The 15,508-nt window shown below is 58.9% G+C and carries 13 protein-coding genes; 8 read left to right on the top strand and 5 right to left on the bottom strand.

What is annotated here, in order from left to right; translation table 11 throughout:
* The 6 genes from CQ012_RS03140 to CQ012_RS03115 are packed head-to-tail and all read left to right on the top strand — an operon-like array spanning nt 1 to nt 6,196.
* A complete protein-coding gene (locus CQ012_RS03140; protein WP_105661439.1) occupies nt 1-1,296 on the top strand; it encodes a sulfate adenylyltransferase subunit 1 in 1,296 nt (431 codons plus the stop codon).
* Nucleotides 1,283-2,380: an ABC transporter substrate-binding protein gene (locus tag CQ012_RS03135; protein ID WP_105661438.1), complete on the top strand. Its 1,098-nt coding sequence runs from the start codon at nt 1,283-1,285 to the stop codon at nt 2,378-2,380. Before CQ012_RS03140 ends, CQ012_RS03135 begins: the two co-directional genes overlap by 14 nt.
* The gene (locus CQ012_RS03130) at nt 2,380-3,123 is read left to right on the top strand and encodes an ABC transporter ATP-binding protein (RefSeq protein ID WP_105661437.1); all 744 of its coding nucleotides are present in this window, start codon (nt 2,380-2,382) and stop codon (nt 3,121-3,123) included. The genes CQ012_RS03135 and CQ012_RS03130 overlap by 1 nt, the downstream gene beginning before the upstream one ends.
* Nucleotides 3,095-3,952, top strand: a complete 858-nt coding sequence (locus CQ012_RS03125; RefSeq protein WP_105661436.1) for an ABC transporter permease — start codon at nt 3,095-3,097, stop codon at nt 3,950-3,952. The genes CQ012_RS03130 and CQ012_RS03125 overlap by 29 nt, the downstream gene beginning before the upstream one ends.
* The gene (cobA, locus tag CQ012_RS03120; protein WP_105661435.1) at nt 3,945-4,724 is read left to right on the top strand and encodes a uroporphyrinogen-III C-methyltransferase; all 780 of its coding nucleotides are present in this window, start codon (nt 3,945-3,947) and stop codon (nt 4,722-4,724) included. Before CQ012_RS03125 ends, cobA begins: the two co-directional genes overlap by 8 nt.
* Nucleotides 4,725-4,741: 17 nt before the next feature.
* Entirely contained in the window at nt 4,742-6,196 is a 1,455-nt protein-coding gene (locus tag CQ012_RS03115) for an FAD-dependent oxidoreductase (protein ID WP_105661434.1), read from the top strand.
* Nucleotides 6,197-6,286: 90 nt separating this feature from the next.
* Here CQ012_RS03115 and CQ012_RS03110 read toward each other — a convergent pair whose 3' ends face one another.
* The 5 genes from CQ012_RS03110 to CQ012_RS03090 all read right to left on the bottom strand — a co-directional run bounded on the left by CQ012_RS03110 (nt 6,287) and on the right by CQ012_RS03090 (nt 12,214).
* The gene (locus tag CQ012_RS03110) at nt 6,287-7,525 is read right to left on the bottom strand and encodes an exonuclease domain-containing protein (RefSeq protein ID WP_105661433.1); all 1,239 of its coding nucleotides are present in this window, start codon (nt 7,523-7,525) and stop codon (nt 6,287-6,289) included.
* A 176-nt stretch (nt 7,526-7,701) separates the two neighbouring features.
* The gene (locus CQ012_RS03105) at nt 7,702-8,145 is read right to left on the bottom strand and encodes a DUF2871 domain-containing protein (RefSeq protein ID WP_181149005.1); all 444 of its coding nucleotides are present in this window, start codon (nt 8,143-8,145) and stop codon (nt 7,702-7,704) included.
* On the bottom strand, nt 8,138-10,240 hold the full coding sequence (locus tag CQ012_RS03100; RefSeq protein WP_105661432.1) for an MMPL family transporter: 2,103 nt from the start codon (nt 10,238-10,240) through the stop codon (nt 8,138-8,140). The genes CQ012_RS03105 and CQ012_RS03100 overlap by 8 nt, the downstream gene beginning before the upstream one ends.
* Nucleotides 10,241-10,352: 112 nt before the next feature.
* Nucleotides 10,353-10,970 carry a response regulator gene (locus tag CQ012_RS03095; protein WP_105661431.1) on the bottom strand — a complete coding sequence of 206 codons (618 nt, stop codon included), beginning with the start codon at nt 10,968-10,970 and terminating at the stop codon, nt 10,353-10,355.
* Complete coding sequence (locus tag CQ012_RS03090) at nt 10,967-12,214, bottom strand: sensor histidine kinase (RefSeq protein ID WP_105661430.1); 1,248 nt, start codon at nt 12,212-12,214, stop codon at nt 10,967-10,969. Before CQ012_RS03090 ends, CQ012_RS03095 begins: the two co-directional genes overlap by 4 nt.
* Nucleotides 12,215-12,409: 195 nt before the next feature.
* On the opposite strand from CQ012_RS03090, the gene CQ012_RS03085 reads away from it, so the two are divergent.
* Nucleotides 12,410-13,990, top strand: coding sequence for an McrB family protein (locus tag CQ012_RS03085; protein ID WP_105661429.1), 1,581 nt, complete (start codon nt 12,410-12,412; stop codon nt 13,988-13,990).
* Between the two features lie 2 nt (nt 13,991-13,992).
* Nucleotides 13,993-15,474, top strand: a complete 1,482-nt coding sequence (locus CQ012_RS03080; protein ID WP_105661428.1) for a 5-methylcytosine restriction system specificity protein McrC — start codon at nt 13,993-13,995, stop codon at nt 15,472-15,474.
* The last annotated feature ends 34 nt before the right edge of the window (nt 15,475-15,508 follow it).

The raw sequence follows: 15,508 nt of genomic DNA, 5'->3' as shown, positions 1-15,508 counted from the left end.
ATGACCACCACACTATTGCGCATCGCTACCGCCGGTTCGGTCGACGACGGCAAGTCCACTCTCGTGGGCCGCCTGCTCCATGACGCCAAGGCCATCCTCGCCGACTCGCTCGATGACCTGGCCCGTACCAGCGCCGAACGCGGCTTCGGCGGCAGCGCCGGAACCCTGGACCTCGCGCTGGTCACCGACGGGTTGCGCGCCGAACGCGAGCAGGGCATCACCATCGACGTGGCCTACCGCTACTTCTCCACCGACAAGCGGTCCTTCATCTTGGCCGATTGCCCCGGACACGTGCAGTACACCCGCAACACCGTCACCGGCGCGTCGACCGCAGACGCGGCGATCGTGCTGGTTGACGCGAGGCACGGCGTGCTGGAGCAGACCCGGCGCCACCTTGGCGTGCTCGCCTTGCTGCGGGTTCCGCAACTGGTCATCGCCGTGAACAAGATGGACCTGATCGACTGGGACGAAGCGGCCTTCAGCCAGATCGAGGCCGAAGTACTCGCGCTCGCCGGAGAACTCGGCCTGAAGTCAACCACCGTCATCCCGGTCTCCGCGCTTCAGGGAGATAACATCGTCGATCCTTCGGCTTCCGCGCACTGGTATGCCGGCCCGACCTTGCTCGGGCTGCTAGAGGACATCGAGCCGCGGCTCGGCGGGGGCACTGCCCGTCTGGATGTCCAGTACGTGATCCGCCCGCAGGGCGCCTTGGCTCCAGGCCTGGACCCGGACGCGTACCGCGACTACCGCGGATATGCCGGAACTCTGGTTGACGGCAGCTTGGCCGTGGGGGAGTCCGTGCAGGTGCTCTCCAACGGCCAGCCGGTGAGCAGCCGGATCAAGGCCATCAGCACCCCTGCTGGTACCGCGCACCGCGCCCAGGCCGGCGACGCCATCGTTGTCGAGCTGGAGACCGACTTGGATATTGCCCGCGGCGACACCATCGTCGCCGGCGAACTGCCAACCGCGCACCGGGAGTTCCAGGCGAACATCTGCGTATTGGACCCAGTGAAGCTCACTAGCGGCCAACGGCTGTTGATCAAGCACGGTACCAAGGTCGCCGCAGCCAAGCTGTCAACCATCGAATACGTCATCAACGTGGCCGACTATTCGCAGCAGCCCGCCCACTCCTTGGAGCTCAACGACCTGGGCCGGATCACCTTGCGCAGCCAGGCAGCGTTGGCCATCGAGCAGTACGCCACCTCGCGCACTGGCGGAAGCTTCCTGCTAATCGATCCAGCTACGGGGCGCACCCTTGCGGCGGGGATCATCGAGGAAAATAATGAAGCAGCCTGATGTTGGCCAGCCAACAAGAAACCAAGGGCGGGTCCGGCTGACGGCTCATGGGCAGAAGACCGGCTTCCGAGGACGCTTCCTCGGGCTGGCGGCGGTCGGAGCATTGAGCGCAGTTGCTGTGGCGACGACGTTTCTTCCGGGACCAAATGAAGTACCAGCGCAGGCGGCACATCACGGACCGGCAGATGAGCTGAAGATTGGCTATTTCGCCAACCTCACCCATGCTCCGGCCTTGATCGCCCAGTCCGAAGGTCTTCTCCAAGATCACCTTGAAGAAGACGGTACCAGTGTCCAAAGCCAGATATTCAACGCGGGACCGGCAGCCGTAGAAGCCTTGAACTCGGGGGCCATCGACGCCGCATATCTGGGGCCAAACCCGGCGTTGAACAGCTACCTGTCCAGCGATGGCGAGTCGTTGAACGTGGTGTCCGGCGTCGCCTACGGCGGAGCCAGCCTGGTTGTCGACAAGAAGATCACTAAGCCCGAGGAACTGGCCGGCAGCAATCTGGCCAGCCCGCAATTCGGCGGAACCCAGGATGTTGCCTTGCGCAGCTACCTGAAGGGCCAGGGCTTGAAACAGGACGCCACAGTGACCCCGAGCTCCAATGGAACCGTCGCACAGCTTTTCGGCCGCGGTGAAATTGACGGTGCTTGGCTTCCGGAGCCCTACGCTTCATTGCTAGTCGAGAAGAACGGGGGACACCGCTTGGTGAATGAAGCCGAGCTCTGGCCCGACGGCAAGTTCCCGACAACGGTTCTGGTGGTCTCCAAGGAATTCATGGCTAGCCATCCGCAAACCGTGCAGAAGCTGGTCGATGCAAATACCCAAGCCATCGATTGGCTCAATCATGCGGACGGAAAACAGAAGTTGGCGGCTGTGCAGAAAGCTTTGGTCGAAGCCAACGGAAGTTCCTTTGACAAATCAGTGATCGCTGAAGCCTTGAAGCAGGTGCACTTCAGCGAGGACCCCCTGCCTGAAACCTACCAGTCACTCGTGGACCACGCATTGGCCGTAGGAGTGGGGTCTGGCGGTAACGCAGACGGACTCGTGGATACGCGTTTTCTTGAACAGCAGGAGAAGTAATGGGAGTACGGCTGAATGAAGTTTCCCTGAGCTATCCAGGCACTGGCTTGGTCATAGATCGCCTCAGTGCAGAAATTGAAGACGGAGAGTTTATCGCTGTCTTGGGGGCCTCAGGCTGCGGCAAGTCGTCCTTGCTCAACATGATTGCTGGGTTACTGCCGCCCAGCTCCGGCTGGCTTGAAGTACCTGAAGACGGCGCGGCATTCATGTTCCAGGATGCCAACCTCCTGCCGTGGCTGACAGCCAGCGAGAACGTTGACCTGGCGCTCAAGCTCGCGGGGAAGCCAGCTCCGGAACGCCAGCAACGCGTCGAGGAACTGCTCAACCTCGTTCAGCTGGGGCATGCAAGCGGCAAGAAGCCGCATGAACTTTCTGGCGGCATGCGCCAACGCGTAGCTTTGGCCAGGGCTTTGGCTCAGGACCGCCAGGTTCTGTTGATGGATGAGCCATTTGCCGCCCTGGACGCCATCACGCGTGACATGCTCCATGAGCAGTTGCGGGCCTTGTGGAGGCAAACGGGCAAAACCATCATCTTCGTCACCCACAATGTGCGTGAGGCGATTCGCCTCTCCGGCCGCATTCTGGTGCTTTCTTCGCACCCCGGGCGCATCCTGGAGACTCGCCGGATCACCGGCGAACTCCGCAATAACCCGGCCGAGGCCGCCGCATTGGCCGATGAACTAACCACGATTCTCAGAAAGGAGCAGCGGAAACATGAGCTCACTGACAGAATCTCGAACTAGGTTCAAACCCGTGCGCGTTATCAAGCTACGCCCGAACAACCAGCTCGATTCATGGGTTGCCCCCTTGCTCACTGTGGTTGTGCTTCTGAGCCTGTGGCAAATTATTTCCTGGGCAAGCCCACTGCGCGAAGACCTTTTTCCCGGTCCACTGGCTGTCGCGGCTAAGCTTCCGCAACTGCTGGCAGATGGATCATTGGTTGCGGCCGTGGGCAATTCGTTGTTCCGCGCCGTGAGCGGATTTGCGATTGCCGTGATTATTTCCACCCCGCTGGCGTTGCTGCTGGCGCATCAGCCGCTGTTGCGCAAGGGGGTGGGGCCACTGGTATCGGCCATGCAGGTATTGCCCTCTATTGCGTGGGTTCCCGCAGCCATCATTCTTTTTGGCCTGAGCGATGCGACCATCTACACGGTTCTGCTGCTCGGCGCGATTCCATCCATCATCAATGGCCTGCTCGCCGGGATCGACATGATTCCAGCGCAGTACAAGTCCTTGTCTAAGGTGCTCGGTGCCTCCAAATGGGAGCATGTGCTGCACATTGAGCTGCCAGCTGCCATGCCAGGGTATGTAGCCGGACTGCGTCAGGGCTGGGCTTTCGCCTGGCGTTCGTTGATGGCTGCCGAATTGATTGCCGTGGGCGGTTCACTGGCCCTAGGCGTCGGTTCACTGCTGCAACGGGGCCGCGATCTGGCAGACCTGCCATTGGTCATGCTGGTGATCTTGACCATCCTGCTGGTGGGTGTGCTGATCGAATTATTATTTTTCGCTCCGATTGAACGCAAGCTGTTGCGCGATCGAGGAATGACCCGAACGGGAGAAAACTATGGCTAAAGGGCATATCACCCTGATTGGCGGTGGACCGGGGGATCCCGAGCTGATTACCATCGCCGGCTATAAGGCCCTGCTTGCCGCGGAAGTGGTTTTGGCCGACAAGCTGGGACCTACCGCGTTGCTGGCAGAACTTTCCGATGATGTGGTTGTCATCGATGTGGGCAAGTCACCAGGCTGCCACGTCAAAACCCAGGATGAAACCAATGAATTACTGGTCAAGTACGCTTTAGAAGGTAAGCGGGTAGTTCGCCTCAAAGGTGGCGACCCGTTTGTACTTGGACGCGGCGGCGAGGAACTGCTCCACGCCGCGAAATACGGGATCCCTACGCGTGTGATTCCCGGCATTACCAGTGCAGTCTCCGTGCCCATGGCCGCTGGCATTCCCGTCACGCACCGGGGAATTGCGGCCGGTTTTACCGTAGTCAGTGGACACAGCGAACTCGCGGACGTGCCGATCCGCTCTGATCACACCCTTGCGGTGCTGATGGGAGTATCGAATTTGCCACAAATTGTTGAGACATTGCTTACCCGTGGTTTACCGTCAAGTACACCGATTGCGATAGTTGAGCGAGGTTACTCACAGACGCAGCGCACAACTATCGGTACGCTAGAAGGGATAGTAAAGCGCGCCCGCAAGGCCGCAGTGGCGAATCCGGCCGTTATCGTTATTGGTGACGTCGTTCGGCTAGCCCCGGAAGCCTCCGACCAACTGGTAGACCTCCTGCCGCTAGAGAATGCCGATGCCACCGCGCCGGCCTCATTCGTTGACTAAGAAAGAGAAGTTGTTTGATGAGTGAAATTATCGTCCCTGAGCACCTCCATTCCCGGGCGCTGCGTGTTGCCATCGTTGGTGCCGGTCCGGCCGGCATCTACGCCGCTGACCTGCTCAACAAGAGCCAGCCGGTCGCATCGGGCGAACTGAAGCTGCACGTTGATCTCTTTGACGAGCTTCCTACGCCATTCGGTCTGATCCGTTACGGAGTTTCCCCGGATCACCCGCGTATCAAGGGCATCATCAACGCCCTGCACAAGGTGCTGGACAACGACTGGATCGACTTCTACGGCAACGTCGGCTTGGGCCGCGACATCTCGCTGGAAGACCTGCATACCCGTTACGACGCAGTGATCATCTCCACCGGCGCCCAGAAGGACGCTGACCTGAACATCCCAGGTGTCGATCTTGAAGGGTCCTTCGGCGGCGCCGACTTCGTGTCCTGGTATGACGCACACCCAGATGTTGACAAGAATTGGGACCTGTCCGCCAAGGAAGTTGCTGTCATCGGCAACGGCAACGTTGCCCTGGACGTGGCCCGCATCCTTTCCAAGCATGCTGACCAGCTGCTGGAAACCGAAATCCCTGAGCACATCTACGAGCAGCTGAATGACTCGGCCGTCACCGACGTGCATGTCTTCGGCCGCCGTGGCCCGGCCCAGGTGAAGTTCACCCCGCTGGAACTGCGCGAACTCTCGCACTCCAAGGACGTTGACATCGTCCTGTACCCAGAGGACTTCGAGTTCGACAAGGCTTCGGATGAAGCCATGAAGACCAATAACCAGACCAAGACCATGGTCTCCACCCTGACCAACTGGCTGATCGAGCAGGAAGAGCGTGAAGAAGCTCCAAGCGCCTCGCGCCGCCTGCACCTGCACTTCCTGCAGTCGCCAGTCGAGGTATTGGGCGAAGATGGCAAGGTCACCGGCTTGAAGGTGGAGCGCAACGAGCTCGACGGAAATGGCGGCGCACGCGGCACCGGCGAATTCGTCGAGTACCCGCTGCAGGCCATCTACCGTGCCGTCGGCTACTTCGGTTCGGCAGTCGACGACATTGAATACGACGGGGCCAAGGGCGTTTTGCCCAACATGGAAGGCCGCGTGCTGAACGCGTCCGGCGCTCACGTTCCCGGCCTGTATGCCACTGGCTGGATCAAGCGTGGCCCGATTGGGCTGATTGGCCACACCAAGGGCGACGCCCTGGAGACCATTACCCACTTGCTTGAAGACCTCACTAAGCTGGCGCAGCCGGATTCTTCCCAGAAGATCTCGGAACTGCTCGAAAGCCGCGGCGTGAACTTCTCCAACTGGGATGGCTGGAAGAACTTGGACGCGCACGAGAAGGAACTGGGCGCCGCAGCCGGCACCGTTTCGACTCGCTTCGGCGAGATCACTCGCGACCGCGTCAAGGTCGTAGAGCGCGAAGCGATGATGGAATTCTCTTCGGCAAAAAAATTGGTTGAGAGCCTGTAAGTTTCACCCCGGGCTCTAGCAACTATGGGCGATGTCCCTCGGCAAATCATTGCTGGGGGACATCGCCCATTGCTGTACCTGGCGCAGGTGTCAGCGGAGTAGGGTGTTCCAGAGATAATCTTCGCCGACAACAGGGATGCAGTAGTCGCGTGCTTTCTTGGCTTTGCCGGAGAGCGAGTCAGGATCCGCGGCCACCAGCAAGGCTACTTTCTTGGTGATCGCGCGATGAGGGGCGAACCCTGCGGACGCAAGCTGAGCTTCAATCTCCGAACGCGGACGAGTCATATCGCCGGTGAGCACCACCATGGCGCCGAGATCGATCTGATGATTGCCCTGAGGCTCGCGGATGGGTTCGTGATCTTCGGAAGCCACCGGCGCCACCTTGGCTACCTCGATTAGCTGCGGCGGAAGTCCTAGCAATCCGATGACTTTCGCCAGATCGGCTATTTCGTCTTCGGTCAGTACGCCATCGGACCAAGCCGTTGCGACAAGCTGTTGGAAGTACAGTTCGTGCAATCTCAGCGCTTGGTGCTTATCCAAACCAATTTCAGTGGCGGCCTGGAGCAGCTGGGCTTCTTCATGGGCTGATACGTAGCGGTCCATCAAAGCTAAATCCAGTACGGCCAAGTAGTTCTCCTCCGTAGCCGTGCCCGAAAATTCCGGCAACCGGGTCGCAAGCTTTTCCAGAAAATGCCCGGCAGATTCAGCTCTGTACTGGGACCGCTTAACTGGAACGACGCGCGAGCGCGGCGTTGAATCAAACCACCGCCCTGTCGAGGCTAAACGCAGTCGTCCGTCCCATTCTGGTTCATCGGGATCCAGTTCCATGTAGCGCGAAAGCAATGTCGCTGTGGCCGTCGCATCTCCCACTGCGCTGTGAGCCTGTTGCAACTCGATGCCAAAGGAATCGCAGCAGTCTTGAAGCGAGCGGCCTGCGCCTTGCAGGTAGCGGTGGGACATTCGCATGGTGCACATTCCTTGCGCCAGGAAGGTCTCGGGCACCGGCAGGCCGCACTTGCGGAATTCAGCCTCAAGGAATCTGGAATCGAAGGAAAGATTGTGTGCCACGAGCACTGTGCCCGATAGCCTCCAATGCAGTTCTTCTGCCAGATCCTTGAAGCTGGGTGCATCGAGCACGTCGCGGCTCTGGATGCCATGGATTGATTGCTTGCCAAGATCGCGTTGCGGGTTGATCAGTGTTTCCCACGAGTCGACAATCGTGCCCTGCCGATTCATGGTGACTATCGCAATTTCGGCGATGCGGTCGTTCCCTCCGGGGAACAGGCCGGTGGTTTCGGTATCCACGATGGAAAAGAATTCGTCGCTCATGACCGCTCCTGGGAGAAAGATTGTTAGTTCAATCTATAGCAGCAGCGGATCATTTTATCCTTAGCCAAGTGGCCAATCTTGGGGTCCTGGCGGTGGGTGCCAGAAGCGCGAGCGAACTCGGCCCAGACGATCTTCGTCTGGACCGAGTGTCAGTTCCGCTGTGGTACTTGGCTGGGCTAGCCGGCCATCTCGACCTTTTGGGTTGGCTTCGGGGTGCCGACACTGCGGCGCAGCATGATGAACAGCAAGATCATGCCTGCGGTGATCGACATGTGGCCAAGACCCGCGATGCCCGAGATCATCTTGGACGACTCAACGCCTAGTACGGTCATGATGCCGTGGGTGAGCTGCATGCCCGCGGTTAGGATCACGCCCGCGTTGTAGGTGCCCATGAACCACGCGAAGAGCTTGCGGTGCTGGCTCAGGCCGAAGGCCTTTTCCAGAAGGAGCACCAGCAGCAAGATGATGAAGCCCAGCACCAGCAGGTGGGTGTGGACTACGGAGAGCTGGGTCCACTGGCCTTCAGGGAAGCCGTTCATCTTGGTGAGTTCACGGTAGAAAAGACCGGAAGCTACACCGAGGACCATGTAGGCGAAGGAGAAATTCACGAGCTTACGCATTGATTTTGTTTTCTTTCTGAACGGTTGGTTCTGCAGTTGCTTCTGCAGCGGAGGAAGTTGTGCCGAAGAGTGGATGCTTGCCTGAGCCCAGGACTGCGAACAGCGCCGGGAGCAGCAGGGTGCGAACGACGAAGGTGTCCAGCAGGACGCCGAGTCCTACGATCAGGCCGAGCTGGCCTAATACCGTGAGCGGCAGTGTTGCCAGTGCCGCGAAGACACCTGCTAGCACGAGCCCGGCACTGGTGATCACCGAACCGGTGCGGCTTGCGGCCAGTACCACTGCGTCGCCCAGCGCCAGCACCTGCGAGTCTTGGCGGACTCGCTGGGTCAAGAAGATGGTGTAATCCACGCCCAAGGCGACCAAGAAGACGAAGGCCAGCAGCGGCACCTGGACATCCAGAGCGTTGGCCTCGAAGACCACCGAGGAAACCAGGGAACCCAAGCCGACGGCGGCGCCCGCGCTGAGCAAATTCACCAGACCCAAGGCAAGTGCGGTTCGCCAGGAACGGGTCAGCCAGCCGAGCATCACGAAGCAGATGACCATGATCAGCGGGGCAATCACGAACAGGTCGCGCAGGTGCATCTGGTGCGAATCAAGCTGTTCGGCGCTCTGCCCGCCAATGAGCACCTGCCCGGTACTGCCGGTTGCCGCAGCACCGCGCAGGTCCGCTACCAGGTCCTGTGCCATGGCCGAGCTGGGATCGACAGCCGAGATGACAGAGAACTGCTGCCATGGCGTGGTGCCGAGCTGGGAGGATTCGCCAACACGCTTGACGTTGTCGACTCCAGAGAATTCATCTCGCAGGACCTGGACATCGGTTCCCTGCGCCAACACGGTGATCGGCTGGGTTTCACCTGCGGGGAAGTGCGCTGCCAGGGTCTGCATGGCACTGGAAGACTCGGTGGCGGTACGGAACTGCTGGGTCTGGTCCAGGCCGATACGGGTGCCGGTCAACGCTCCAGCCAGCACCATGAGCAAGACCGCCAATGCTGCCAGGTTCAGACCCGGACGGGTCATCACAGCACGAGCAGCACGTCCGAAGAAGTTTTCCTTCTTGCTTTCCTGTCCCGGGCGGGGGACCAGCGGCCAGAATGCCGTGCGCCCGGCGAAGGCCAGGATCGGTGGCAGCGCAAAGAGCACGAAGAACGCAGCGATCAGCAAGCCAGCGGCGCAGACGATGCCCAGCCCGCGGGTATCTTCCATGACGGCCAGTCCCAAGGTCAGCAGGGCCAGCACTACGGTGAGGTTGGAGGTCAGGATCGCTTCGAAGCTGGCCGCCCACGCCTTGGACAGCGCCTGGCGGTGGTCAGTATTCTTCTGCAGTTCATCGCGGTAACGGGAGATCAGCAGCAAGGCGTAGTTGGTGCCGGCGCCGAAGACCAGCACGCTGAGCACGCCGGAGTCGAAGTGCAGATTGAAGGCGTTGCCCAGCAGGTTCGCCACCAGGGAGGCGCTGCGATCGGCGATGGCAACAACGACCAGCGGGATCAGCCAGAGTACCGGCGAACGGTAGGTGAGGATCAGCAAGACTGCCACGATGCCCACCGTGACGGCCAGCAGGGTGAAGTCCGCCCCGGCGAAGGCATTGGTGATATCTACTGCGAAGGCGGTAGAACCAGTGACCTGCACGGCCAGCCCCTGAATGGGATGGGCCTGGATCCAGTTGCGGACCTCATCCAGCTTCTGGCGGTCGGCCGTATCGGAGACCGTATCCCAGGTGAGCGGAACCATGGCTGCCTGCTGGTCTTCGCTGGCCATGGTGCGGCCGGCGGACACCTCCGCGTCGTGGCCTAGCGCCGCGGTCTGCTCATCAAGGGCAGCGGTGTCGGCATTGCTCAACGCATGGCCATCGGTGCGGTTGGCCACCAGCAAAGCCGAGCTCTGGGAATCGCTGGTGTTGGCATCCAGGATTTCGGCGACCTGTGCCGATTCGGAGGCTTCGACCAGGGAGCTGGCCGCACGGGTTGGGGCTTGGATGCTGCTCAGCGCACCAAAGAGAACGAGAACTACTGCAAAGATGCCGGCGGCCCAAATGCGGGCTCCGCGGCGGTTGGTCAGCGAATCGCCGATCCGGGGGATAACTGGAACTTTCATAGTTCCAGTTAACGAGATTTCGCAGGTCAGGCCATCGTGGAAAGGGGTGAGTAAAACTTCAATCGAAAGGTTGAGATGCACCCCGGCGTGTCACCGGGATTCTGTTGATCAGCTACAGCAGTCCGTGGTCTTTGGCCTTGTTGATCGCGTCGGTACGCGTAGTTGCTTGGAGCTTGTCGAAAATGTGGACCAGGTGGGTTTTGACCGTCGCCTCCGAGACGAACAGGGCCTTGGCGATCTGCTTGTTGCCGGCACCGGTAGACAGTTGGACCAATACGTCCTTTTCGCGCTTGGTGAGCTCGATTTTGGGACGGCGCATGCCCTCGACAACGCGCTGGGTCATCTCCGGGGCCAGGACCATGTGCCCGGCGGAGGCTTGGCGGATGGATTCGACGATGGTCTGGGCACTGACATCCTTGAGCAGGTAGCCGGCAGCTCCAGCTTCGATGCAAGCGAGCAGCTCTGAGTCCTTGTCGAAGGTGGTCAGGATCAGCACATAAGGCGGTTTGGCCAGTTGGCGGATCGCCGCGGTGGTTTGTGCGCCATTCATCCCGGCACCCAGACGCAGGTCGCAGAGCACCACATCGACGGTGTTGGCCTTGACGAATTCCACCGCTTCCTCGCCGCTGGAAACCTCGCAAATGACAACGATGTCGTCGTAGTTCTCGAACAGCGCGCGCAGGCCGGTCCGCACGATGGGGTGATCGTCGACCAGCAGGATCCGGATCATGAGTTGTCCTTTGCTAAGCGAAGCGGAAGGTGGGCGCACAGGGCGGTGCCTTCACCGGGTGAGCTCTCGACATCCAAACCGCCGCCGAGTTCGCGCAGGCGCTGGTTCATTGCGGTGAGGCCGAAGCCTCCGGTGTGCGTACTGGTTTGAACGCGACCAGTATTGGGAACGAAGCCAATGCCGTCATCGACAATATCCAAACGTACTTCGTCGCCGCTGGACCCCAGGCTGAGCGCCACCGTGGAGGCCTGGGCATGGCGCAGCACGTTGGACAGGGCGGACTGGATGGTGCGCAGCAGCGCGATCTGCACATTCGGATCCAAAGTGGGCAGCCCCGGTTCGATATCCAATCGGGTCTCCAACTTCGAATCGGCCTTGAAATTCTCCAAGACGCGGCCCAAGGCTCCGGCGAGCGCCTGGGAATCGAGTTCTGCCGGAGCCAGGGCGGCGATGATGCGACGCAAATCGGTCAAAGCCTGCCCGGAAAGCTCATCGATGCGGCTCAGGGCCGCCGTGGCAGCTTCGGGATCCCTGGACGCTTCGGCCGCCTTGGCATGCAATCCGATGGAGGAGAGCTGCTGGGCGACGGTGTCGTGGATTTCGCGGGCCAGACGGGTGCGTTCGGTGGCGATGCCAGCCTCATGCTGGGAGCGGGCCAATTCTCCTTGCAGGTCTGCCATTTCCTGCTGGGCTCGCACCAGGGAATCCACCAGGGAAGTACGTGCTTCCGCGTCGCGTTCCATCTGCAGGTATCCGCGGGAGATGCCCCAGGCGAATAGCCCGCCAACCAAGGGGCCGGCTGCCGCTGCCAGTGTAACCGTTGAGTTGTGCAGGTACGGGGCGAGGATGGTGAAGGCATAGACGACGACCGACCACAGGATCGAGGGCACTAAGGGGAGCTGGTGGCCGAGCAACAACCAGAGGCTGAAAGCGAGCCACATGAATTCGGGGGAAGCTGCGAGGCTGGCCACCCAGATGCCCAGCAGGACCGCCAACCACCAGGCTGGCATATTTTTCGCGTGGCTGCGTGCCATGCGAATGAATCCGGCGCAGTACCACGCGATGAACAGGATCGAGATGCCCAGACAGAGCCAGGGGTTCTCCCCGTTGGCGAAGGCCCTGAACAGCACGATGAGGAGCAGGATGAAGGTGACCAGGTGTTGTCCCCAGCGCAAAATTGCGGGGGAGCCGAAATAACGAGGCTGGTTCTGCGGGCCAGCCCAAGACGGCGCGGGAGTGCTCATGGACGCAAGCCTACTAAAACCACGGATCGCGCAGGTGCCAAGATCATTTAGTCCTCGTTGAAGAATTCGGGTTAGAACCTACCGCAGTTGATGCGAAATATTAGTCTTCCGCGACGCGACGCAGTGTGCAAAGATGACGATAGTCGTAGAGCCGGATGTGAGTATTGAATTCATCCCTTGGTAGAAGAGGCGCCAATGTCTGTAAACACGGGAACTGTTCGGCTCTTGGAAGAGCCTGCTGAGGTACAGGTGCGTCAGATATTCAATCAGGTACGGATTGATGGCACGCTGAGTGCCCAGATGCGGTCAACCGTCTTTTGCATCTTCGGATATGACGACGAACTTCAGGCGGATAAGGTGACGTCCACCTGCCTGGAAGCTCTGGGGCGCAAGTTCGAAGCGACTGCTGTGCCGGGAGAACCGCTAAAGCAATTTGTCGTCATTCGCGAAGATATCAGTTCCTTCTTGCGTCTGTTGGATCCTGATTGGCCGGGCGAAGGTTCGTATTCGAAGTCACCACGTGAGCTGGTGGATCAATGGGATCTCGCACATAACCCGCTTCCGCACCTGCTGGCAGCTGGCACCATGATCGAAAACCTTAGGCGCAAGTCCGGTCCGGAGGATAGCAGAGATCCAGATAGCTACGTGTGGATCAAGTTCCCTGTTGAAGCACTCAAGGGAACGACGCAAGATGCTGAACTTTGCAAACAAGGATTTAGCCGATGGATGCAGGAAAATGCGAAAGTTGTTGCTTTTGCACCAGGCGAATCTGAGGAAGAACTGATCCCAGCCGGAACTGATATTGATCAGCTGATTAGCGATCTCGACACCTACAAAAACGTCATTCTCGAAGGTGTCGCTGGAAGCGGAAAAACGCACACCCTTGAAGCGCTCAAAGTCGCCTACAGCAACCGGACGAGCGTTCTAGTCTTCCATCCTTCGACTTCCTACGAAGATTTCGTCGTGGGATTGCGGCCAAAATCAGATTCATTTGAAGTCGTACCTGGGCCATTCTTGCGGATGTGCGAACGGGCGACCAGGGATCCTGAACAGAACTACTTGCTATTCCTCGATGAAATCAACCGAGCTAATACCGCACGTGTCCTTGGCGATCTCCTGATGGTGATCGAACCAAGCAAGAGGTCGGCTGTGCAGGCGGATACTGGTGTGGGGCTGCATGATCCCCTTGAGCATTGGTGTTGGCCGACCGAGAACTTCCACACGGTGCTTACAGACTCTGAACTGCACGAACAACCGAAACTCAACAGCGTGGAATTGCAGACAAGTTTGCCAGGTAACCGTAAGCACTTGGTTGTTCCGCCAAACCTGCACATTATCGGAACGATGAATACAACTGATCGCTCAGTTGGCACTATAGACCTAGCGCTGCGTCGCCGATTCTGGTGGAAGACTCAAGAAGTTCTGGCAGGGCAGCGCTTAGCGATAGCTTTGGGAAAAGATCGGTCTCAAGAACTCGACAAGGTAATTGCGTGGCACGAGTGTGTCAACCAGAAATTAAACGACGAAGTGGGCCCGGATGCACAGCTGGGGCACTCATATTTTTTCACTACCGATGCAACAGCGAAGGACATTGCGGAAGCGCTGGTGCAGCAACTGGCCGAGATCGCCCATATTTTCAATCTCAGCGCTGAAACGGTAAAAGCATTCTTCGATGAGGAAGAAGCCCAGCTGCCGAACCAGATGCGACTCTATGCGCACGGTCGTGGACTTGGACGAAGATTCCTAACAGTTCCATCGAACCGTACCGAATCTTGATCATGGAAACCGAACTCCCGACTGTACAAGGCCGCTTAGCCAACGAGGAGCCTAAGTGGTTTCAAGCCAGCACACGTGGAAACGGAATTGGGCTCACCGTCTTGAAAACGACGGAGTCCTACGAAGCAGATAGCCGCGCAATCTTCATCTACGTCTTGCCGAAAGCATGGCGGGATTCAGAAGCAGCTGAGATCGTGCCGCGCGCTTGGAAGTTTGACAGCGAATCCACAGGCTCAGATTTAGACACCCTAGTCCTCTATGAAATGGACTATCTAAGATTGAATGGCCAGTGCGCCGAAGCGCTGAGTCGCTTGTGCCGACCTGTTCAAGTTGATGAGGATGACGACGGCGTCAGAGACGCGCTTTGGACGCGTTCGGTTCCTCCAGCTGTGGCCTCGCGTGCCCCGGAGCCAACGCGGTCGAGTATTTTGGCCGGATTTTGGGAATTGATCCGTGACAAATTGCAGCCAGTAGTCAATGACCCACCTCTTGGAATTTCGGTCATGATGCGCGAACCGCAGGCGCGTCAGGCTTTCATGAAGTTATTCTTGCTCCTGGCAGAAGCTCAAGTCGCACGGCGCAGGCCGGAGTTCATTCCGGTCTCCGAACCCTTGGCAGCCGTTCGAGGTCGTTTGATGATCAACGAGCTTGTTAAACGCAAGGCAAATCGAAGATTGCCCATATGGTGTACATTCGACGATCTAGACGGAGACACTCAAATCTGGCAAGCGATTCGACTTGCGGTTGAACAGTGCTCTCAAGAGGTCAACGGTGATGACCTGCTTGTTGATTTGGCGCTGGAAATTGACGCGAGACTGAATGACGTTTCCATTGGATCCGTCGCTGAAATCGTACGGCGCCCATTGCGGGATGCGGCTCGCCAGCGCAATCGCGGGTTGCTCGCGGTGTACCGATTGGCACTGGCGGTATTGAACGATCACGTGTCGCTGGCAGAGCCGACCCATGAGGACGCTGACGGCGTGGTCTTCACGTTCAAGATTGCAACTAGCGAGATCTGGGAAGATCTGGTGGCCAGAGCCGTTGATACGACGCGAAAATATCGCGTCAATAGGAGTCCTGGCAACAAAGTGCTATTTCATGGGGGAGTGTCGAAAAATGTCGACATCCACATTGACTACGCTGATACTCCGGGGTGTTCAGTCCTGCTTATCGACGGCAAGTACAAGAAATCTAAAAAGTTCGTTACCAGCGCATCGATGGCAGACCAGTACCAGATTTACGCCTATGCAAATCTTTGGAATGCTCCGGCAGTGCTTGCATACCCATCTACCGGTGATTCATCACCTCGCGTATGCATGACGTCAGCTATTGCGAACCGGGGAGGGAGGGTCGGTGCGATGAATCTTCCGTTTCCGAAGCCCGGGCAAACGGCGATACCGGTCGAGCCTAATGAGATTGAGCGCTTGCTGGACTTTATCGCAGATCGTTCGGGTGATACCGGGTTGAAGGGCCAGTGCAGTTAACAAGTTCGAACACTTGTTCGAAACTATATTTGAA

The sequence above is a fragment of the Arthrobacter sp. MYb214 genome, from assembly GCF_002979865.1.
Taxonomy (GTDB): domain Bacteria; phylum Actinomycetota; class Actinomycetes; order Actinomycetales; family Micrococcaceae; genus Glutamicibacter.
Note: the sequence above shows the minus strand (reverse complement) of the source record. Positions and strands in the feature narration are given on the sequence as shown.